Genomic DNA, 22,204 nt, shown 5'->3' on the forward strand with positions numbered 1-22,204 from the left:
ATAGCGCATTTTCTTCGTTTTGGGGGTAATGATGTGTTTTAGCTTGATGGGCATGTGGTACTACCCCTATCATAAAATACTAGTTTCGTAGCCGCTTTATTACTGCCGTTAATCTATCGGATTGCATGAGAAAAAGGGTGTCCATGAAAGCTAGACTTTGGGGAACACCCTCGTTATATATGTCACATTTACTGATTGACCATCCCCCCATCTACAGTATAAATGGAAGAGGAAACGTATGACGCTTCATCAGATAATAGGAACATGGCTACGTTGGCAACTTCTTGAGGCTCACCGTAGCGTCCCATCGGAACATTAGCAACCAACCCTTTTTGTACTTGTTCACCCCGACCCGGCGCTACATTTTCCTCAATTTTCCGCATCATTCGCGTATCAATTACACCTGGGCATAGCGCATTCACGCGTATGCCTTGTCCTGTCACTTCATTCGCAACAGAGCGAGTTAAGCCAATGACGGCATGTTTAGATGCAACGTATGGAGAAAAACCAGGCGAACCCATTAATCCAGCTAAAGAAGAGGTATTGACAATGCTGCCGCGTCCTTGATTTTTCATGACTGGAACTACATATTTTAAACCTAAGAAAACTCCTTTTACATTTACATTAAAAACAAAATCAAATGCGTCTAGTTCCTGCGTTTCCACGTTGCCGTATGTACCTTCTACACCAGCATTATTGAAAAAGCAATCAATTTTCCCAAATCGACCTACTGTTTGTTCAACATAATTTTTTACCTGCAATTCATTCGTCACGTCAGCAGATATAGCAATGACTTGATCTTCATTTAAGCCGAGTTCAGAAATGGTTTGTTGAATAGATGCTAGATTTATATCTACCAAAGCAAGCTTAGCCCCTTCTTCCGCTAGCTTTTGTGTTAACGCCTTGCCAATTCCGCCAACGGCTCCAGTTATTAAAACAACTTTATCTTTAAATCGCCCCATAAGTCTTACCTCCTTTTATGAATTTATTGAGCGGTATATCCCCCGTCAACCATTAAACTGGTGCCTGTAATAAAACTAGCATCCTCAGAAGCTAAGAAAACGATCGATTTCGCAACTTCTTGAGATTCACCTAATCTGCCAATCGGGTGAAGGTTGACCAATTGTTTTAGGGCCTCTTCAGTTAAATTTTTCTTTAGTAAAGGTGTATGTATGTACCCCGGACAAACTGCATTTACTCGAATATTATTTTTTGCATACTCAACAGCCAATGCTCTCGTCATGTTTACAACCGCTCCCTTAGAGCTTGTATAGGAAAGTACCTGAGGTGTACCGACATGTCCAAGTATAGAAGCAACATTAATAATTGTACCGCCGCCATTCTCTTTCATCGCCTTTACTGCGTACTTAGCAGATAAGAAAACCCCGTCTAAGTTAACCGAGAGAACCTTATGCCATTCTTCCAACGTTACTTCTTCCGTGGGTCCATTTTTACCGATGCCTGCATTACTTACCATAATATCTAACTTCCCAAACTCGTTAACCGCTCTTCGAACAAGTGAATCTACTTCTTGTTCCTTTGTTACATCCGTTTTAACGAAGATTGTTTTATATTCTTTTAAATTTAATTCGTCCATTAATTGATGGCCTAATTCTGCATTAAAATCCGCAATAATGACCGATGCCCCTTCCTTTACCATTTCACGCACAGTAAACTCACCAATTCCGCTTGCTCCACCCGTGACAATCGCGACTTTTCCATGTAATCTTCTCATTTAAATTACTCCTCCTATATCAATATTTTAAAGCGAATACCTTTTGTCAAGAGAAAGGATAGTTTTAAGAGACGGTAACTGATAAGGGGAGCGTGTCAATCACTCCATATTTTTGTCGCAAGTGTAAAACCAAAAAGCAGTGTTTGACACAGTATAATATTTAAAAATAGAAAATATATATGTTCTTCTTACCAAACTTATTAACCTTTATCATCCCTTTTACTTAATCAGATTTAATGAAATAGACTATTCCTTTTACTATTTAGGTTTTATGAGTTGATTAGAGTACGCTGCAATATATTAATTTTCTCATCCAATTCTTGACTCACTTTCAATACATCTGGATCATTAAAACCTTTATTTTTCACTAGATTATACAATTCTTCTTGATGCTTAATAATAAAATCCCTAACTATGAGCATTTTCGATAATAGCATTTGGCTTCTCTCCTTTTTATCTAAAAAGATTAACAATAGAGTATGCTTCTTGCGCATCTCCTATTATCTCTTAACTCGGAAAGAAATGGACGTAGACCAGGCGAATCTGCGTCCACTTAAGAAATACTATTTTTTTCTTCATCGCGCTTCTAGTATAGAAGGTTACCGGTGGATCATGGTTTTTCTCTCTGTAAACCTCCATGTCCCATTCGTCATCCTAAATTTATCGTAATAAGTAGCGGAGATGATAATAGAATTTCCCGCAGAACTCGTTACTCTTGTATCTACATCGGCAATAGAACTAGCTGTACCGCTTTTTAAGTCAACCTGGATGACCTCATTCATGGTATAGTGATACGTATTAGTGAACCTTTCCCAAGCACCTTTTACCCCTTGCAATATCTCCTGTTTATTGATGTAGCATTGCCCATTTCCCTGATCCCAAACGGCTTCCTCTTCCCAAAGATCTATAAACACGGCTTCATCCCTTTTATCTACACCATGACTATAATTAGCTAAAATCTCTTTAATTTTTTCGCGCGCCTCCAACTCTAGGATTCTTTCTTCTAGTGTTTTAATCATAGGAAATGCACTCCTTCGGATTCGGATTTCTCTCCACTTCAACTATAGAAACGATCGATGACCGAGATCCCTATATTGGAATAGTTACTCATGGCTTCGAAAACATCGCTTGCTTGTTCCAAGGCTATGCGCTCTGTAATGAGTTGGCTGGGCTGAATATTTAAGCTTTCCACCACATTCAGCATTGATGGGTAGCGGGAAATGGGCATCGTAAGGCTTCCGACGATCTGCATTTCTTTTGCTACAATCATGTCAATTGGAACGGGGATAAAACCTTTTTCTTCTTTGGTTGTTACCCCAAGCTGTAGATGACGGCCTTGTTTTCCTAGACTCATGATGGCATTTTGGCATGTTGCGGTAATCCCCAACGCGTCTACAGATACCTGAGCACCTCCCTTGGTGATTTCCATTACAGCTTCCACGGCATTTTGTGATTTTCCATTGATCGTTATAGCTGCACCAAGGTTTTTCGCCATTTCGAGCTTTTCATCGCCTATATCCACCGCAATTACTTTTGCGCCAATCGCACTGGCAATTTTCACAGCTGACAATCCCACACCGCCACAACCATGGATAACGATCCACTCCCCTGGGCGGATCCTCACTTGTTCGATTAATCCATAGTAAGCGGTAACAAATCTACAGCCCATGGAGGCAGCGGATACAAAATCCATCGAATCAGGCAACTTGACAAGATTTCCATCTGCTTGGGGAACATGGACATATTCCCCATACCCTCCCCAATAATGAACACCTGGCGTCAGTCGATTTTCACATAAGTTTTGATGCCCACCAAGGCAGTAAGGGCATGCGTTATCTCCTTGAGTAACGGGCACAATCACGCGATCGCCCGATTTGTACTTTTTTACTTGATTACCCACCTCAAGAACCGTCCCTGTAAATTCATGCCCTAATACGTGGGGATAGGAATTCAATGAAATATCCCCTGCCCAGAAGTGCCAATCGCTGCGGCAAATTCCGCTCGCTTCCACTTTTATGATAACGCCTTCCGGTGTCAGTATGGGATCATTCACTTCCTTAACCTGCATCGGCTTCCCAATCTCTTCTAGAAGTAGTGCTCTCACCTATTTCCCTCCCACTATACACTTTTTGCAATTACTTCTTTATCTTCACTTACCCCACCTATTTGATTTGAAGCACTTTTTTCTTTCAAAAACAAAACTATGAAAAGAAAGGCTAGAATGCAAGATAACGTACTTAACAAGAACATAGATTCAAAAATTTGCACCATAACATGTTTCATTTCTAAAATGGTGCCATCGAACAGGCTTTGTAGTTCCTGCGGTAGCTGACTTTTCGTTTGGGCTGCAGCCACTTTGTTCGTCAGTCCTTGAAAGCTGGACATTAAGCTTAGTCCTGATTCTGATAGGGACTCTTTAAGTTGTGAAGGAAGATATCTGTCCACTTGCCAGTTAATATTAGTTATGACTCCAGCAATGGATAAGCTAATAACAGTGGTTATGTTTCCAAAAAAGACCATACCTCCCGTTGCCGCACCTACCTGGCGATGAGGTAAATGATTTTGTAAATAGGACATAAATACAACATTAAATCCTCCCATGCTTATTCCGATCATGCACAATACCGTATACATATATGGGAGATTTGTATTTTCATTAAACCCTGACACCAAGAAAAGCATAACTCCCGCCCAAGCAAACAAGAAGAGCATGACAGCTTTATAACGCCCGGTTTTACTAATGATCCAGCTGGTTGCTTGCGTAGAGATGATTAGGGCGATCATTAATGGTGTCAGCAGGGAGCCGGAAGCTGTAGCCGACATTCCTTTCACAGCTTGCCCAAAAAGCGGCACGTAGGTTAAGTACATAATAGAGGAAAAGGCAGCAAGACAATATGAAACCGTTGGTAGGATGAAGTACCTGTTGGTCAGAATGCTTAGTGGAAGCAGAGGGTCACTAGCCCTTTTCTCAACCAGGATAAACAAGCATAATGACAAAATTGAAATTGCAGAAAGACCTATTATGATTGTAGAACCCCAGGGATGGGTTGAGCCTCCCCAGGTTAAAGCTAACAGAAAAGGAATCGTCGTACCGCAAAGAAACAGAATCCCTAAATAATCAATTTTTACTTTTACGTTTTGTTTTACTGTGGGTAGAAGCCTATTGATGGCCAGAAAACAGATGATCAATAGGGGGACTGGACCTAAATATAACCATCGCCAGCTAAACATGTCCACGATATAGCCGCCTAGTAGAGGACCTACAATGTAACAAACGCCGATCACCGAAGCTAGATAGCCCAGTATTTTCACCCTTGCTTTGGGGGTATACAAGTCAGCAACCATTGCATAACATGTCGCAAACAAGAAACCTCCGGCAATACCAAGGATCGCCTTGTAAATAATTAATTGCGTGATAGATTGGGCGACACCACTCATAATGTTAGCGATCGAAAATAGGGCCAGGGAAAAGAGATAGATTTTTTTCCTGCCATATAAATCCCCTAATTTTCCGGAAATGACTCTCCCTATGCTACCACCCAACATGAAGGTGGTAATGGTTAATGCATAAAATTGCATTCCGCCAAGCGTTGCTATAATGCTGGGGGTTGCCACGCCATGAATGGACCCAGCAAAGAGATCAAGGAAAAAGGTTAGGAGAATAGTAACCGTCGCCCAATACAAAGGTTTTCTCTCCAATTGAACTACAGGAACTTCAATAGGCTCTACCACATTCTCACTCTTCAACTTCTCGTCCCCCCATTTTGATTGATGGACTACTAGTCCAAATTAATCCATACATTCTTGCTCTCGGTATATGCATCAATCGCAGCAGACCCATTTTCTCTTCCCAGACCACTCTGTTTATATCCTCCAAAAGGCGAGGCCGGATCCATAAGACCATATGTGTTTATCCATACATTTCCTGTTCTCATCGCATGGGCAACTTTATGTGCTTTGCGGACATCTGTGGTACAGATTCCTCCACCTAAACCGTATTCCGTTTGGTTTGCCATTTTGATTACCTCATCTATATCTTCAAAGGGAATGGCTGCAACCACCGGACCAAAAATTTCTTCTTGGGCAATCTTCATGCTGTTCGTTACGTTAGCGAATACAGTAGGCTTTACATAATACCCTTTCTCAAGACTCGGCTCCGTTGCATTTCCGCCTATCACTAATTCAGCCCCTTCACTCTGACCAATATCTATATAACCCAATACTTGATTTTTCTGCTTTTTAGAAATAAGAGGACCTAAAATGCTGGATGGATCAAACCCGTTGCCGACTTTATATTTTTTTGAGTACTCCGCTAAATCACTGACAAATCTATCATAGATTTTCTTTTCAACAAATAAGCGAGATCCCGCGTGGCACATTTGACCTGAATTCATAAAGATAGCATTGCAAGCGTTTTCAAGCGCTCTTTCGTAATCCGCGTCTGAAAAGATAATATGGGCAGACTTGCCGCCTAGTTCCAATGTCACTTTCTTGATACTTCCAGCGGCTGACCGCATAATTTGTCTTCCTACTTCTGTTGAACCCGTAAAAGCTATTTTATCTACATCCGGATGTTCTGTTAAGGCGCCGCCTAAGGTGGAACCTGGACCCGTCACAATGTTGACCACTCCATCTGGAAAACCAGCCTCTTGAATCAGTTCACCAAGCCGGATGGTACCTAACGGGGTTTCAGATGCTGGTTTTAAAACCACAGTATTGCCTACCGCTAATGGCGCTGCAAGCTTCATAATAGCCATCATCAACGGTCCGTTCCATGGATTGATAGCAGCGCAAACACCTATGGGTTCTCTTCTCGTGTAATTAAAAAGATTTCCTGGGATAGATACCGGAATCGTCTCCCCTATGATTTTGGATGTCCATCCAGCGAAATAACGGAAATGCTCTGAGCCATTGATCGGAACTCTTGAACTGATTCTCAATGGTCTCCCGTTCTCAAGGGTTTCAAGGTGTGCTAATTCTTCTGCATTTTCCTCAAGAAGATCGGCTAACTTCAATAGTAATTTCGCCCGTTCTGCCGGCTTCATTTTTGCCCATGGTCCCTCTTCAAAAGCTTTCCGGGCTGCTTGAACGGCAAAATCAATATCTTCCTTTCCTCCTTTTGGAACCGTCGTAATGACCTCCCCCGTCGCTGGATTCAGAATTTCTGTTCTTTCACCTGTAAAGCTGTCCATCCATCTTCCGTTTATCATCATTTTTTTAGGTGCGGAGATAAATTCAGCCGCTTTGGAATGAATTGAAACAAGAGTAGTTGTTGACATAGTTATGACCTCCATATCTATTATCTTTTTGAATAAATTTAATTTTCAATCAATAAAATCTCATACCGCATACTTAGGAGAAGACATCAACGAGAATCCCTCGTAGTCCTTCTCAGCAATTTCTTGTATTAACTGATTGTAGAATCCATAACCCCCAAGATAGATCAGGAATCCGCGTGGTTTCCCCTCGACATTCGCTCCTGTGTACCAGGAGTCTGTCTTCGTATAAAGCGTCTGGTTGGCTAACTCGCTGCAATGCTTACTCCATGCCTCTTCAGCATCCGCCTTTGCTTCCATCGTATCTACTCGATGCTTGCGTAGATACTCAATGCAATCTGTAATCCATTCGACATGCTGTTCAATCGCTGTCGGTACGTTACCCAATACGGAAGGACTTTGCGGGCCGGTGACCATAAACATGTTCGGGAAGCCGGTGGTGGCAAGTCCGAGATAGGTTCTGACCTGTGCCCCGTCATCCCATTTCTCCTTTAGGGCTACACCATCTTTTCCTTGGATATCGATTTTGAATAGAGGCCCTGTCATCCCGTCGTATCCGGTAGCAAATACTATGATGTCCAACTCATATTCGGCTTCCGTAGTTTTCACCCCTTTGGGTGTAATTTCTGCAAGTGGCTCTTTCCTCAGATCAACTAAATTCACGTTCTCCCGATTATAAGTCTCATAGTAGTCGGTGTCCACGATTGGTCGTTTGGTTCCAAATAAGTACGTTGGCATCAGCCCATCGGCGACTTGCGGATCCTTTACAATTTCTCTGATTTTGGAACGGATGAATTCGGCAACCGTTTCGTTTGCTTGTTCGTTCGTCATGATGTCATTGAAGCAATTGGCAATTCCATTACCTCCCTTCTTCCAGAATTCCTCGTAGATCCGAAGGCGTTCTTCCGGCGTAACCTCCAATGCCGATCGGTCACTAGCCACCTTCGGGAATCCTCCTTTCGATTCACGCATTTGACGTTTAAGCTCACTAAAGTTTTCTTTCGTATTTTGGATGAATGCCGGATCAAGCTTATGGTTTCTAGCCGGAACCGTATACTGAGGAGTACGCTGAAAGACAGTGAGTTGACCCGCCTCTTTCGCAATGACTGGGATGGCTTGAACGCCACTTGAACCCGTGCCTATGATCCCGACACGTTTCCCCTTAAAGTCTACTTTTTCATGCGGCCAAGCTCCCGTGTGGTACCATTCCCCTTCAAAGCGATCCAATCCTTTGATTTGAGGTACATTCGTCGCATTCACGGAGAGACAGCCAACTCCGGTGATGAAGTATTTCGCTGACACTCGGCTGCCATCATGCAGGTCAACGTTCCATAAATTATGAGTCTCATCGTATCGGGCAGCTTTGATTTGCGCGTTAAACTGGATATCCCGGCGCAGGTCTAGCCGGTCGGCCACGAAATTAAGATAATCCAAAATTTCCGGCTGCTCAGGATAGCGAGACGACCATGTCCATTCCTGATAAATTTCTTCTGAGAATGTGTAATTATAATAGATACTCTCCGAGTCGCATCGTGCTCCAGGATAGCGGCTCCAATACCAAGCTCCGCCGACACTATCGCCTTTCTCATATACACGAACAGAAAAGCCCATCTCTCGCAATCGATGCAGCAAATACATACCTGCAAATCCTGCACCCACCACAACTGCATCGAGTTGCTGTTTGTTTGATGTCATAGTTTCTCCTCCTCAAAAGTCATATAATGGATGTTAAAAACCTGGAGATCTTTGAAATGGACGATTGAATCCGCCCCGAGAACAAAACCATATTGGTAAAGTATCCGTGGACCATCCCCTGCTCACAAGAATATTCTACTGGTACTCCAGCACTCTCGAGTCTCTTGACATAGGCCAATCCTTCATCTCGAAGTACATCGTTTTCAGCTGTGATTACCAATGTCGGTGGAAGTTGGCTGAGATCCTCTGCTGTCAAGGGAGCAGCATATGGATGGCGCTTGTCCTCTTCTGTTGTCACATATTGACTTCCAAACCAAACCATCAGATCACGATCTAATCCAAATCCTTTTTTGAATTCATGATAGGACCCGGTATTGAAATCAAGTCCGGTTACCGGATAGATGAGTACCTGAGCTGTTATAGAAGGTCCTTGACGATCCCTAGTCATCATGGAAACGACTGCTGCAAGATTTCCGCCTGCACTGTCACCCCCTACTACGATGCGAGTGACATCACCGTTTAGAGAAGCTGCATGTTCCTTTACCCATTCCAATGCCTTATAAGCATCTTCTGTCGGGATAGGAAATGAATGCTCCGGTGCAAGCCGATAATCTACAGATATGACTAAGCAGCCCACTCGATTTGCGATCATCCGGCAGCTAGGATCGGAAGTATCCAAATTTCCAAGCACCCAGCCCCCACCGTGGAAATAAACGAATAAGGGAAAAGGTCCTTGACCTTCTGGAGTGTATATCCTTATCTTAATTTGAGTATCATCTCCTACCGGAACCATCCGTTCTTCAACTTTTGAAAGCGGATCCAATTCAACGGAAGGACGTGGTATTTTAGCAAGCATATCCCTTGCTTCCTTTGGACTCATGGAATGAATAGCAGGCATTAAATTAAACGCTTGCAAATACAATTGCGCCTCTGGATCTAAATTTTTCAATAGATATCTCCTTTCCTTTTATTGGTTTTAACATTTTTAATAGTTTTAATATTAAAAAGGTATATTCAAATCTTAATACCTTTAGTAAAATAAAAACATTCCTTATTAAAGATATATCAATTCCTCAAAAAGGAGGATAAGATGAGCTATCCGTTTACTATTCAAGAACATGTCAAGAAACTGATGGTGTCTGGTGATCAAGAAGACCTCATTATCCAAATCATTGAGACCTATATGAAACTGTTCCCGGTCTTGAATGCTCATTTGTTCAGATACTCTCCCTTTGGCTATCTCGCAGAGGGAATTATCTCACTATCTTCATCCGGACTGGCTCATATTCGCGATAACCGTGAAGATATCCGATCACTCCCTGGTATCCTGGCTGCCATCCGGGAAAGGAAAGCAAAATATTATTCAGGCATAGATTATATGAAACTAAGCAGCAAATACATTCTAGCCTATCATTCACTTATGATCTTACCCATATGCCACAATTCCGTTGTCATCGGGTACATTATCAGTTCGAATTTTAAAGAGGAAGCTGAATTTGACGAGAAGTTGCTCTCCTCTCTTACACTCTTTGGAAATCTAATAGGAAAAGTTCTCTACCTATCTAATGCATCTGAAAAGCAAGGACAATTAAGCAAAAGGGAACTGGAAGTGATGCAGAGAGTTTCCTGGGGAGAAAGTTCCAAAGAGATAGCTGATTCATTAAAAATAAGCGAACCTACTGTAAAACAATACGTTCAATCCGCCATTAAAAAACTAGGTGCGCAAAATCGGACGCAAGCTGTCGCCGAGCTGCTCCGGAAAGGAATCATTTCTTAATGAGACTATGCTAGATAACAGGAAGTTTTGGTATGTATAATGCCTTGGGGCGGTTATAGAAAATGACATTTAAAAGACATTGGCATTTCTGGGGATAACTTTTTAAAGGAGTCATAGAACCTACATGATAAACAATTTTAAACCTTCCATAGGGAAGGTTTTTTCATTTATTAAAACCTCGGTAAGGAATCTACTACATCTGCTAAATCTCGGTAACTGTCCTTCAAATATCGAGATGTCGTCGCAATGTTACTATGTCCTGCTAGTCTCCTTACCTTCTCAATATCATTCCCTGTCGCTTTCAACATCCATTTGCAGAAAGTATGCCGAAACATGTGTGGAGTCAGCTTCTTTTTTGGAGCACTATAGTTTTCAATCATGGTCTGTATCGCTCGGATGGAAAACTGAGGGGATCTCTGACTATAGAAAACATAAAGAGAATCAGCTACATATTCTTTTTTATTGGCCATTTCCGTTCGGAACTTTAACCAATCTACTAGTTCGTGAAGTAAGGTATTGGAAATCGGAATAGTCCGTACCTTGTTCCCTTTCCCTAGTACACGAATTCGCTTCATCTCTAAGTCAAGGTCGGTCAACTTCAGGTTGGACAATTCCTCGACCCGAAGACCAGCATATGTTAGAAGATAGACGACGGCCCGATCTCGGCGATATTTCTCTTCCGGGTCAACTCCGCGACTTTTCACCGGCGTTTTCCTCATCCGGTTTAATAGATCCTCAAACTCCTCTTCGGTCAGCCACATGATCTTTTCATGATCCTCATCGGCCGATTTCAAATCCTCAATATCACGCATGGGATTATGTTTCACTTTTTTGTTCCGCAACGCCCAATCATAAAAGCTGCGCAGCGAATTTAACCGACGATTTATGGTTGCATTTGCCAAAGGCTGACCTTCCTCCGGTCGGATCATCTGACTGATCCATTTTCGAACATCCGTCTCTGTGATGTAATCTCCCGGTTGAATGCCGAGGTCATCTAGAAATTTATGTAAATCATTCATATACGATACAATGGTGTGAGGAGACTTTCCCTTCTGTTGAAGGTGTTTTAGATAATCCGTAATCATGAGCTGATACCCTTTCACTTATATGACGAGTTTATATGATTAAAAACAGCGTCTAAATCTATCATTTCCCCATATTATATGACGAGTTTAGCATAGTTTCATAGAGTTTGAACATGTATAATGTATATTATATGCTTAGTATAGATTTTTTAATGATACAGATTTACGTCCGGATAACATTTTAACAAAATCTTGAAAGACAAGTCGCAACACAACACGAAATTACTTGTGCAACTCTCTTTAAAAGATGGTAACACTGTGTCAAAAACGTGCTGTTTTTATAGTTACATTAGATACCTTTTAAAACATTATTCCTTAAACTTTTCATAGAAAAGACGCATTCCGTATAAATTTGGAATACGCCTTCATACATTTTTTATGCTTTGCCAGAACAACCAAACTCCCGCATCTTTCCTTTCACGTTGTCCTTAATAGCTTCTCTGGCTGGGCCAAGGTATTTTCGAGGATCATATAATTTCTTATTTAACTCCAATTCTCTGCGAACCGCGACCGTGCAAGCCATTTGGTTTTCGGTGTTCACATTGATTTTTGCCGTCCCTAAAGAGATGGCACGCTGAGTATCCTGCAGCGGGATGCCTGTTCCGCCATGCAATACGAGAGGAATTCCGGTTAATTTCTGAACTTCTTCCATACGCGAAAAGTTGAGATTGGGTTCTCCTCTGTATGGCCCGTGAACAGATCCCAGCGCAGGTGCCAAGCAATCGATACCGGATTCCCGTATAAGCCTTGCACATTCCTCAGGAATGGCGTGCATCGCATCCGCTTCATCGACAATCAGATCATCTTCCTGCCCGCCTATTCGCCCTAATTCCGCTTCCACCGATACTCCCAGGGCGTGGGCCGCCTCTACCACTCGCTTCGTCCTGCGAATGTTTTCTTCGAGCGGATAATGGGAGGCATCGATCATGACGGAGGTAAAGCCTGCTTGAATGGCCTGCAAGCATTGCTCCAAGGAAGCCCCATGATCCAAATGTAAAGCAACGGGAACGGTGATGCGGTATTCCTCTACCAATGCTCGCACCATGGAGGACGCCACCTTTAATCCACCTAAGTGAGCAATGTATCCTGGACTAACCGCACAAATAACCGGGGACTGCTCTTCTTGAGCCGCCTGCAGAATGGCTTGCGTGAATTCCAGATTGTTCAAGTTAAAATGCCCAACGGCATATTTTCCTTCCAGAGCTTGATTCAACATCTCTTTCAGCGAGACGAGTGGCATAATCTATATCCTCCTTTTCCTAACTGAAAAAGCTACCAAACCAGTCAGTTTGGTAGCCTTTCGTTTTACCAGCGAGCGGTCAGCATTTTCTTTCTCGTATAGAACTCGACACCATCCGGACCATTGGCATGTAAATCACCGTAGAAGGAATTCTTCCATCCAGAGAAGGGGAAGAAAGCCATCGGAGCGGGAACACCTAGGTTAATGCCTAGCATACCGGCTTCAATTTCTTCACGGAATTTGCGAACATGGCTTCCATCTTGGGTGTACAGGCACGCACCATTGGCAAATTCGGATTCGTTAGTCAGGGCAATGGCATCATCTAGCGTTTCAACACGAACCACAGACAAAACAGGAGCAAAGATTTCTTCTTTCCAAATGGTCATATCAGTCGTTACGTGATCAAATAGAGTTGGACCGAGAAAGTAGCCTTCCCCATTGGCTGCTTCATCTTTGCGTCCGTCGCGAATCAAGGTCGCTCCTTCGTTTACTCCTGATTCAATGTACTTGATCGTTTTTGCTTTATGAGAATCACGGATGACTGGCCCAAGGAATACGCCTTCTTCTAACCCGTTTCCAATCTTAATATGATTGGCAGCCTCTACTAATCTATCAATGAGTTTATCAGCGACATCGCCAACCGCTACGACGACCGCTGCCGCCATACATCTTTCCCCAGCGGAACCGTAAGCCGCACTGATGATTTCTTTCGTTGCCAGATCTAAATTGGCATCAGGCATGACGATCGAATGGTTTTTCGCTCCGGCCAAAGCTTGAACCCGCTTGCCGAAGGATGTGCCTGTGCGGTATACGTATTCTGCAACAGGCTGGGATCCGACAAAAGAAATTCCTTTTACATCTTTGTTTTCTAGTAATTCGTTCACCACATCATGTGCACCGTGAACAATGTTCAACACCCCATCTGGAAGGCCGGCTTCTTTGAATAATTCAGCCAAACGATTGGCCAGCAATGGCGTACGCTCGGATGGCTTCAATATAAACGTATTTCCGCAAGCGATGGCCAACGGGAACATCCAGCAAGGAACCATCATCGGGAAGTTGAATGGCGTGATTCCCCCGATGACGCCAATTGGATAGCGGTACATCCCGGATTCCACATTGGTCGCGATGTCAGGAAGCTGCTTCCCCATCATTAAAGATGGCGCACCTGCTGCAAATTCGACGCACTCGATCCCGCGTTGAACTTCTCCGTAGGCCTCGCCGTAGCTTTTTCCGTTTTCTAAGGTAACTAAACGAGCAAGCTCTTCCCAGTTTTCGACCAGCAATTGCTGATACTTGAATAGGATGCGGGCACGGCGGGGAACGGCCGTCTTGCCCCACGTTTTAAACGCTTCTTTCGCTACTTTAACCGCATGGGCAACGTCTTCACGGCTAGAAATCGGCACATGGGCCAACACTTCACCTGTAGCTGGGTTAGGAACGATATCGTTCTTACCGGAAGTCGCTTCGATCCATTGACCCCCGACGAAATTTTTTAACGTTTGTACGGTTGTTCTTGTAGTCATTGTGTTTCTCCTCTCGAAGTGTATTGGTTTACCTTTATTTGGCGACGAATAGCCCGTTTTTGCAGGTTTCGATATACTGGTCCACTTGATCCGCCGTTGGCATCGCATCGGAGCAGCTATGGCTGGAAATTACGATGGATGCGGCAGCTGCCCCATATTCCATGGCTTTCGGGATCTCCCACCCTTTCATCAAGCCGTGGATAAAGCCCGCTGCATAGGAATCTCCTGCACCAAACGTCTTAATCACATTGGCTGGAAAGGTGGTTCCCTTAAAGCTTTCGCCTTCTTTCGTGTAGGCAATGGATCCATCCTTTCCATGCTTGATGACGACGATCTTCGCATGATAATCGAACCATTTTTTCGCTGTGTAGTAGTCGTCCTTATCGGGATTATGCTCGAAGCATTCCATCATATCGAATTCTTCTCTCGTGCCGATAATGACATCGCATTTTTCAGCAGCGAGGTTATAGTACACGGCGGTCTCTTCCGGGGAGGTCCATGTATACGGTCTATAGTCAATATCAAAGAAGACGACGGTTCCATGCTTTCGTGCATAATCAAGTGCTAAGAAAATTGCTTCTCTTGATGGACTCTTCGCTAAAGCCGTACCGGAGATCAATATCGCTTTGGCATTTTTGATATACTCTTCGCAGATATCCCGGGGCTCCAGCTTCAAGTCCGCTGCATTGTCGCGGTACATTAAGATGCTGCAGTCCGTCGGGCTTTTGATTTCCGTGAAAGCAAGTCCTGTTACACTGCCTGATAAATCAGTTACTACACCGTCAGTATCAATTTGATTCTTGTTGAGATAATCGACAATAAAGCGACCCATTTGATCATTCGACACGCGGCCAATGAACCCTGTCTTCATGCCCAACCGAGACAAACCGATAGCTATATTCGCGGGAGATCCCCCTACGTACTTGGTGAACGTAACCGTTTGTTCCATAGGACGATTGATTTCATTGGCGTTCAAATCGATGCACAGTCTTCCAATTGCTATAAAATCCATCGTTTTCTTGTTATCAAATACTAAATAATTCATAATTTCACCCCTTAACCTTAAACGGATATGTACTAACTCTATATATCTAATCGATTAGATAATAAAAAAAAAGATTATATCTTGCATTTATACGGGCAGGGGCCTATAAACCCTATGTTACGATTTGGCCCCGCATGTTCGCCGTATAATAAGCTCCACAGGGAGCGTGATATCCTGCTTCTCCTCCGATCCCTTGTTTTGAATCCGATTGATTAATATTTCGGTTGCCCTTCTTCCCAGCTCATAGCGGGGAATCCTAACGGTTGAGAGCTGTATATTGCGCGTGGAGGAAAAGAACAAATCATCAAAACCAATGATCGCAAGGTCTTCCGGGACCCTTAAGTTCAAGTCAAATGCGGCATCCATCACACCTAAGCTTCCTACGTCACCGATATTAAGAACCGCTGTAGGTCTCTTCGACTTCGGCAAGCTAATCAACTGCTTGGCAGCCTCATAGCTTTCCTGATATTTGGCTTCACCAGGTATATTCCACTCTTCTAAAACCGGAAGCCTAGCCTCTTCCATCGCTTCCAAGTAGCCTTGTTTCGCTGCTAGACTCACGGTTGAGCCCTTCACTCCTGTCATGAAAGCAATACGCTCATGGCCCAATCGGATGAGGTGACGAGCGGCCTCAAGACCACCGGAAAAATGATCCGAGATCACCGTATCGACATCCAGTTTTTCTAGCTTGCGGTGAGCCAATACGATAGGATAACCTTCCTTGGAAAGGGAATCGATAACCGGTCGGTCAGGTTCGAGGGCACAGGTGATGATCAGTCCGTCAATTCTTCCTTCCCGAATCTGCGAAACAGCCTCTGCCATTAACTTAGCTTCGTCATTTGTATTCACAATATTGATCGTATACCCCCTCGATTGAGCCACATCTTCACAAGCTTTGGCCAAATCGGGATAAAAAGGGTTCGTAATATCCGATACAATCAAGCTGATCGCTTTGCTCTTTTGAACCCTGAGTCCGCGGGCCACCGCGTTAGGGACATAATTAAGGTCAGAGACAGCTTTCAATACGCGATCTTTTTTATCTGGACTAACGTACCGAGTATTATTTAAGACATAAGATACCGTTGCTGTTGAAACTCCTGCTGCATTTGCAATATCTTTAATAGTTATCACTTGGTTTAACTCCATTTTAATAGACTGAATAGTTTTATTTTATCATCGAATACAATCCAGTGTCTATGGCCGCTTCCTTTTTCCGTTAAGGTTTAATAAGCACTTTCATCACATCTTCCCCATTGACGATCGCTTGAAACCCCTTGTCAATAGCCTCATCTAAGCTTACATATTTAGAAATCAGCTTTTCGACTGGGAAATCCATTTGATTTAATAGGTCAATGGCGGCTTCAAAATCAGAGAAGGTATATAATCGGGTTCCGACCAGATGCAGTTCTTTTAATGTAATCTTCTGTAAATCCACAGGAGGCGGAGACTTGAAGATGCCTCCGGATAGGATGGTTCCTCTAATTTTTGTAACGTCCAAGGCCCAATCCACCGTTTGCTTGCTGGCTGCCAGCTCAAACGAAACATCTGCGCCTTCTTTTCCGAAGTACTCTTGTAACCTGGAGGTAGCGCCTTCCTCTTTCGCATCTAAGACATCAAAGCCAAGATCCTCGGCCAACCCTAAGCGATAAGGGTTAATATCAGCCACCAATATTTTGGAAGCTCCGGCTCTTCTGGCTACCATCGCTACTAGCATCCCGATCGGACCCGCACCGAAAACCGCCACAGTCTGCCCAAAGCGCAGGCCAGCACGCTGGACCATGTGGACAGCAACAGCTACGGGCTCACAAAATACGGCTCGCTCATCAGGGAGGGTTGCAGGTAATCGATGGATCCGTTCGATGGGTACCCGTACATAGGAGGTAAATCCTCCATCACGGTCTAAGCCGATCACCTTGATATTCCGGCACACATTATAGCTTCCTTTCAGGCAGGCTTCGCATTCCCCGCAGACTTCCAATGGTTCATACACCACACGATCTCCAATGGACAACCCGTTTTGTCCCTGATCATAGATTTTGACAATCTCACCAGCAATTTCATGTCCCAGAATCACAGGCTGCTGAATTCTTTTAAATCCTCCCTGCCAAGCTACAATATCCGATCCGCAGATCCCTGCGCATTTCACTTTGATCAAAACCTCACCAGGCCGCAGTTCAGGTTCCAGTTTCTCCTGTATCGAGATATGATCCGTTGGTTCATACACTAACGCTTTCATCGATTTCTCTCCTCATCAGTTCATTTATAGATTAGGGGTAAACAAGACCTTGTACGCTTCTTTGGTCTCTACCATTCTTACTGCTTTTCTCCATTCATCCAAGGGCAGCTTCGTCGAAATCAAAGGAGCCACATTTACTTGTTTATTCTCCAGCAGCCTAAGCGCACGCTCCCAGGAAGTCGGCTCGGATGCATAACCATTGGTGATATTAATCTCTTTCGTCAGAGCCAGATCCATGTCAAATTCTATCTTTTTCCCATATAATCCAACTTGCACATATAAGCCCGTCTTCTTTAACACCTTTAAACAGTTATGCGCTGAGGCTCCTACTCCTGCACATTCAAAAGCCACATCGACCCCTGTGTTCCGAGTGAGTTCGGCAGTCCTTAGCTCCAGGTCTTCTTCATCTACGACAATCGTGGCATGGGCCCCCAACTCCATGGCAAGCTGCAATCTTTCCTTATCATGGGAAGTCCCGATCACAATGACTTTTCCGCCATTGGCGTTCGCTACCTGCATTGTCAGCAATCCAATCGCACCAGGGCCGGAAACTAAGGCGTAATCGCCCGCTTTAACGGTTCCCCTTTCGATTACACACCTAACCATACAGGCCAGCGGTTCACATAAAGCTGCTTCATCCATTGATACATTCGATGGAATTTTAAAGGCCGACTTGGAAGGAACGACCATGTATTCCGCAAAAGCCCCATGGACACCTGAGCCAATGGATAGGCGCTCACGGCATAGCATTAGTAAACCGGATCGGCAATAATGGCATTCCCCACAGGTTACGACCGCCGTCAACGAAACTACTCGATCTCCAATCTCGAAATCAGTGACTTCGCTGCCTACTTCCTCGACGATGCCGGAGTATTCATGCCCCATGACAATGGGATAATTGCAGGGATATTCGTCATGAATGATATGCATATCTGTCCCGCATATGCCTGCCGCATGAATTTTGATTTTGATGTCCTTATTTCCAACCAAAGGTTCCTCGATGTCCAACAGTTGTACTCCATTTAACCCTCTATCGGTTTTCAGTAACGCCTTCATTTCATTCCCTCCGATTTTATTTCATAAATAGACTAGGTAAGAATGTAGCTAATCCCGGGAAAAAGACGACTAGAATGACCACCAAGAACATAACCCCCACATAAGGAGTAATGAATGGCATTAAATCCTCCATTTTGCATCTTCCAATCCCCATCGTAATATTGAGAATTCCACCCACCGGTGGGGTAATGGAAGCGAACACCAGGATACAGACGATGATAAATCCAAAGTGTATCGGGTCAAAACCAAATTGGACCACAATTGGGGCCAGGATCGGCGAGACAATAATCGTTGCCGCAATCGTCTCCACAAACAGGCCAAGAAACATAATGAAAGCAATAATAAGCAACAGGACATAAGTCGGATTTTCCGTAATAGCGGTGATTGTGTTAATGACATAAATAGGTAATTTAGCATAAGCAACCAACCATCCTAAGATCGATGCTGTTGCAATCATCAGCATCACCATCGAGGTGCCACCCGCAGCTTCAATGCAGATATGCGGAACATCCTTTAGCTTGAATTCCTTATAAATGAAAAGTCCCACAACAAAGGCGTAAACAACGGCAATGACCCCAGCTTCTGTTGGTGTAAAGATCCCTGTTATGATTCCTCCTATAATCACAATCGGCATCAACAAAGCCCAAAAAGCTTCTTTACCCGCTTTAAACATTTCCATTAGATGGAATTTTTGTTCTTCCCTCAGGTTATACTTTTTACCATAATAAAACGTTAAGAGCATTAATCCTAAGCCCATCAGCAAACCAGGTATTACACCAGCTAAGAATAAACCGGTTATGGAAACCTCCGTAATGGTGGCGTACAAAATCATAGTCAAGCTAGGAGGGATAATAGGACCCAGTGATCCCGCGCAAGCCTGCAACGTGGCAGCCAAACCAGCAGGGTATCCCTTTTTCTTCATAGCCGGGATCATCACACTGCCCACAGCGGCCGTATCAGCAGCAGCTGAGCCGGAAACCCCAGCAAAGATGACACTAGTCATGACACTCGAAATCCCCAGTCCTCCACTGATGTGACCCACCACGGAAGTAGAGAAATTGACCAGCCTTTTCGATATTCCGCCTGTTTCCATAAATTGTCCCGCCAACATAAACAAGGGGATCGCCAGGAGCGTAAAAGAATCGACACCGACGAACATCCGCTGCGGAGCCAAGGGAATCGCACTGCTTAGTTCCGTTAACATCCCCATAATGGACGCCATTCCCATCGTAAAGGAGATGGGGACTCCTATGGCAAGCAGGATTAAAAACGCTCCCATCGTAACTGCTAACATACAGCATCATTCCTTACTTTGATTTCTAGTGAATGATTGGCCTCTTTCTTCACTTTTAATTGCTTTAGGTAATATTCAGTCTGTGCAAAGATCATACCCAGGGATCCAACCGGAATAGCCAGATAGATTAGACCCATTGGAACATGCAGAACCGAGGAGTATTGGGTCATATTCATCAAAACGAGTTTTACGCTGAATATAGTAACGACGACCAAAAATACGATGGAGATCACATTGACCAAAGTAAACACTACCTTCCAAAGGGTATACGGCAAGCGGTCAATGATCATGTCAAAGCACACATTCAAGCCCTTACGAATGGTGATAAACCCTGCAACAAAGCTTAGCCAAATGAACAGAAACCTGGACGCTTCCTCCGTCCAAGGCGCTGATACAGATAACGCGCGGGCAATCACTCCCCAAAAAACGACACAAACCAGAGCCACAAAAAGAAAGACCGTCATGCCGTGTATACATTTAGCAATCCATTTCATGCCTATTATTTCCCTTCAGCATCTTTTACTAATTGATAGAATTCATCCCAGCCATTATCCTTCACTAGTTTTTCAGAGACAGGTACAGCCGCTTGCTTGAATGGCTCAAGATCGAACTCAACAAAGGTCATCCCATTATCTTGGAGGGCCTTTCTGCTGTCGATATCGACTTGTTTGGTGTAATCGTGGAACCATACGACCGTTTCATTGACGGACTCTTCAACAGCTTTCTTCACATCATCAGGCAACTTGCTGTAAAACTGTTCACTGATATTGATCGTTTCGTGGGTCAAAGAATGCGTGGTATCCACATAATATTTTCCTGCTTCCCAAACTTTAATAGACTTTAAGAATTCAGGATTACTTTCCATCCCATCCACAGCGCCCGTCTGCATTCCTGTAAAGGCCTCTCCAGATGGCATCGCCACAGGCTGGGCACCAAAGCTATTAAACGTTTCAATAATTTGAGGAGCTTGAAGCGTTCTCACTGAAAGCCCTTTAAAATCTTCAATGGACTTTACTGTATCTTTAGCTAGAACCACGCTTCGATAGGCAGTTGGCTCAATCGCTAAGGTGCGGAATCCTGCTGTTTGTAGGATGCCTTCTTTTAGCTTTCCGCCTAATTCACCGTCAAGCGCACGAATCGAATGATCCACATCTTTAAACAGATAAGGAAGATCAAGGACTCCCAACTGCGGATAATAGTTTGCTACTACACCAGAATCACCCAAAGCCATATCGACCGTTCCCAACTTTAATCCTTCTAATAAATCTCGCTGATCGCCAAGCTGCCCGTTGGAATAAATCTCCACCTGAACTTGTCCATTGGTTTTCTGGGATACAATTTCTCCAAACTTAACGACCTGTTCATGAAGACTGTGGTTTTCAGACAAATGATGGCCAAATTTAATCGTAATTTTTTCACCTGTATTTTCTTTCGCGGCTTCTTGATTGCTTGAAGCAGTAGGTTCGTTCGTCGATGGGCTGCTTGATCCGCAACCCGTTGCAACCGCTGCCAAAGCCGAGGATAAAACTACATACGATAAGACCTTCTTAAATTTCTTCATTCTTAATAGACCCCCATTCGATTAAACATCTAAAATGAATTATAACCTCTTCAATCGTTGGAATATCTAATCGATTAGATACAACGCAACGATAAATATTTAATCGATTAGATATTAACTAAATTTTTTTCTATTATCTGTTCATAGTGAGTTTAAAGGAAGCGCTTCCACAGAAAACAAATAATAGAAGAGTAATAATTTTTCATCTAATCGATTAAATAGATATTACCATATATTATAATAATTGTCTATATTTTTTCTGTTACTTAAAAATTACCTCTTTATCGAATTTAGTTTTAATAAAAATACTAAATAAATGAATAAACTTACTGCCAAAAAGTGCACTTCTTAATTACCATTTATACATATGTCAGATTTCTCATAGATTCACAGTTAAATAAACATCATCCATTTCTTCTTGCGTAATCCCAATATAACGGAGGGTCGTGGCCGGGCTATGATGATTTAGAATTTTCTGCAGCAGAATGATGTCCGTTCCATTTTTATAGGCATGGTAGGCGAATGTCTTACGTAGGGTATGAGTTCCGATGTTTTCGGTGATGCCAACCGATCGGGCCACATCATTAATAATTTTCCATGCTTGAGCTCGCTGAATACCTTGGCTCGAGTTTGACAGGAACACCCTACAATTGTGGATAACGGTTCTTGTCCTTCATA

At 43.5% G+C, this 22,204-nt stretch carries 21 protein-coding genes; 1 reads left to right on the plus strand and 20 read right to left on the minus strand.

From position 1 onward, the window contains the following. Positions 1-188: 188 nt before the first annotated feature. The 9 genes from ABLT31_RS36170 to ABLT31_RS36210 form a co-directional block, all read right to left on the minus strand. A complete protein-coding gene (locus ABLT31_RS36170) occupies positions 189-962 on the minus strand; it encodes an SDR family NAD(P)-dependent oxidoreductase (protein WP_367760548.1) in 774 nt (257 codons plus the stop codon). Between the two features lie 23 nt (positions 963-985). Continuing rightward, positions 986-1,735 carry an SDR family NAD(P)-dependent oxidoreductase gene (locus ABLT31_RS36175; RefSeq protein WP_367760549.1) on the minus strand — a complete coding sequence of 250 codons (750 nt, stop codon included), beginning with the start codon at positions 1,733-1,735 and terminating at the stop codon, positions 986-988. 269 nt (positions 1,736-2,004) lie between these two features. Continuing rightward, the gene (locus ABLT31_RS36180) at positions 2,005-2,172 is read right to left on the minus strand and encodes a Spo0E family sporulation regulatory protein-aspartic acid phosphatase (protein WP_367760551.1); all 168 of its coding nucleotides are present in this window, start codon (positions 2,170-2,172) and stop codon (positions 2,005-2,007) included. 162 nt (positions 2,173-2,334) lie between these two features. Further along, positions 2,335-2,754 (minus strand): nuclear transport factor 2 family protein, encoded by a 420-nt coding sequence (locus ABLT31_RS36185; protein ID WP_367760553.1) that lies wholly within the window; start codon positions 2,752-2,754, stop codon positions 2,335-2,337. A 38-nt stretch (positions 2,755-2,792) separates the two neighbouring features. Beyond that, positions 2,793-3,839, minus strand: coding sequence for a zinc-dependent alcohol dehydrogenase family protein (locus ABLT31_RS36190; protein ID WP_367760555.1), 1,047 nt, complete (start codon positions 3,837-3,839; stop codon positions 2,793-2,795). 14 nt (positions 3,840-3,853) lie between these two features. Further along, positions 3,854-5,482: an MFS transporter gene (locus ABLT31_RS36195; RefSeq protein WP_367760556.1), complete on the minus strand. Its 1,629-nt coding sequence runs from the start codon at positions 5,480-5,482 to the stop codon at positions 3,854-3,856. 32 nt (positions 5,483-5,514) lie between these two features. Further along, complete coding sequence (locus ABLT31_RS36200) at positions 5,515-7,014, minus strand: aldehyde dehydrogenase family protein (protein WP_367760559.1); 1,500 nt, start codon at positions 7,012-7,014, stop codon at positions 5,515-5,517. A gap of 60 nt (positions 7,015-7,074) precedes the next feature. Continuing rightward, positions 7,075-8,706 (minus strand): flavin-containing monooxygenase, encoded by a 1,632-nt coding sequence (locus ABLT31_RS36205; RefSeq protein ID WP_367760561.1) that lies wholly within the window; start codon positions 8,704-8,706, stop codon positions 7,075-7,077. A gap of 19 nt (positions 8,707-8,725) precedes the next feature. Next, the gene (locus ABLT31_RS36210; protein WP_367760562.1) at positions 8,726-9,655 is read right to left on the minus strand and encodes an alpha/beta hydrolase; all 930 of its coding nucleotides are present in this window, start codon (positions 9,653-9,655) and stop codon (positions 8,726-8,728) included. A 141-nt stretch (positions 9,656-9,796) separates the two neighbouring features. On the opposite strand from ABLT31_RS36210, the gene ABLT31_RS36215 reads away from it, so the two are divergent. Then, positions 9,797-10,483: a helix-turn-helix transcriptional regulator gene (locus ABLT31_RS36215; RefSeq protein WP_367760563.1), complete on the plus strand. Its 687-nt coding sequence runs from the start codon at positions 9,797-9,799 to the stop codon at positions 10,481-10,483. 170 nt (positions 10,484-10,653) lie between these two features. On the opposite strand, the gene ABLT31_RS36220 is transcribed toward ABLT31_RS36215, so the two are convergent. From ABLT31_RS36220 to ABLT31_RS36270, 11 genes are all read right to left on the minus strand, one after another. Next, on the minus strand, positions 10,654-11,568 hold the full coding sequence (locus ABLT31_RS36220) for a tyrosine-type recombinase/integrase (RefSeq protein ID WP_367760565.1): 915 nt from the start codon (positions 11,566-11,568) through the stop codon (positions 10,654-10,656). Positions 11,569-11,944: 376 nt separating this feature from the next. After that, positions 11,945-12,808, minus strand: coding sequence for a class II fructose-1,6-bisphosphate aldolase (gene fba, locus ABLT31_RS36225; RefSeq protein WP_367760567.1), 864 nt, complete (start codon positions 12,806-12,808; stop codon positions 11,945-11,947). 65 nt (positions 12,809-12,873) lie between these two features. Then, positions 12,874-14,334, minus strand: a complete 1,461-nt coding sequence (locus ABLT31_RS36230; protein ID WP_367760569.1) for a CoA-acylating methylmalonate-semialdehyde dehydrogenase — start codon at positions 14,332-14,334, stop codon at positions 12,874-12,876. A gap of 34 nt (positions 14,335-14,368) precedes the next feature. Beyond that, positions 14,369-15,379, minus strand: a complete 1,011-nt coding sequence (iolC, locus tag ABLT31_RS36235) for a 5-dehydro-2-deoxygluconokinase (protein WP_367760571.1) — start codon at positions 15,377-15,379, stop codon at positions 14,369-14,371. Between the two features lie 117 nt (positions 15,380-15,496). Beyond that, positions 15,497-16,510 (minus strand): LacI family DNA-binding transcriptional regulator, encoded by a 1,014-nt coding sequence (locus ABLT31_RS36240; RefSeq protein ID WP_367760572.1) that lies wholly within the window; start codon positions 16,508-16,510, stop codon positions 15,497-15,499. A gap of 85 nt (positions 16,511-16,595) precedes the next feature. Beyond that, complete coding sequence (locus tag ABLT31_RS36245) at positions 16,596-17,615, minus strand: zinc-dependent alcohol dehydrogenase (protein WP_367760575.1); 1,020 nt, start codon at positions 17,613-17,615, stop codon at positions 16,596-16,598. Positions 17,616-17,639: 24 nt separating this feature from the next. Then, the gene (locus ABLT31_RS36250; protein WP_367760576.1) at positions 17,640-18,671 is read right to left on the minus strand and encodes a zinc-dependent alcohol dehydrogenase; all 1,032 of its coding nucleotides are present in this window, start codon (positions 18,669-18,671) and stop codon (positions 17,640-17,642) included. Between the two features lie 16 nt (positions 18,672-18,687). Continuing rightward, a complete protein-coding gene (locus ABLT31_RS36255; protein WP_367760577.1) occupies positions 18,688-19,965 on the minus strand; it encodes a TRAP transporter large permease in 1,278 nt (425 codons plus the stop codon). Then, positions 19,959-20,459, minus strand: coding sequence for a TRAP transporter small permease (locus ABLT31_RS36260; protein WP_367760578.1), 501 nt, complete (start codon positions 20,457-20,459; stop codon positions 19,959-19,961). The genes ABLT31_RS36255 and ABLT31_RS36260 overlap by 7 nt, the downstream gene beginning before the upstream one ends. Before the next feature lie 5 nt (positions 20,460-20,464). Further along, the gene (locus ABLT31_RS36265; protein WP_367760580.1) at positions 20,465-21,526 is read right to left on the minus strand and encodes a TRAP transporter substrate-binding protein; all 1,062 of its coding nucleotides are present in this window, start codon (positions 21,524-21,526) and stop codon (positions 20,465-20,467) included. 379 nt (positions 21,527-21,905) lie between these two features. Further along, positions 21,906-22,169: a tyrosine-type recombinase/integrase gene (locus ABLT31_RS36270; protein WP_367760582.1), complete on the minus strand. Its 264-nt coding sequence runs from the start codon at positions 22,167-22,169 to the stop codon at positions 21,906-21,908. Between the last annotated feature and the right edge of the window lie 35 nt (positions 22,170-22,204).

It is taken from the genome of Ammoniphilus soli (assembly GCF_040813775.1).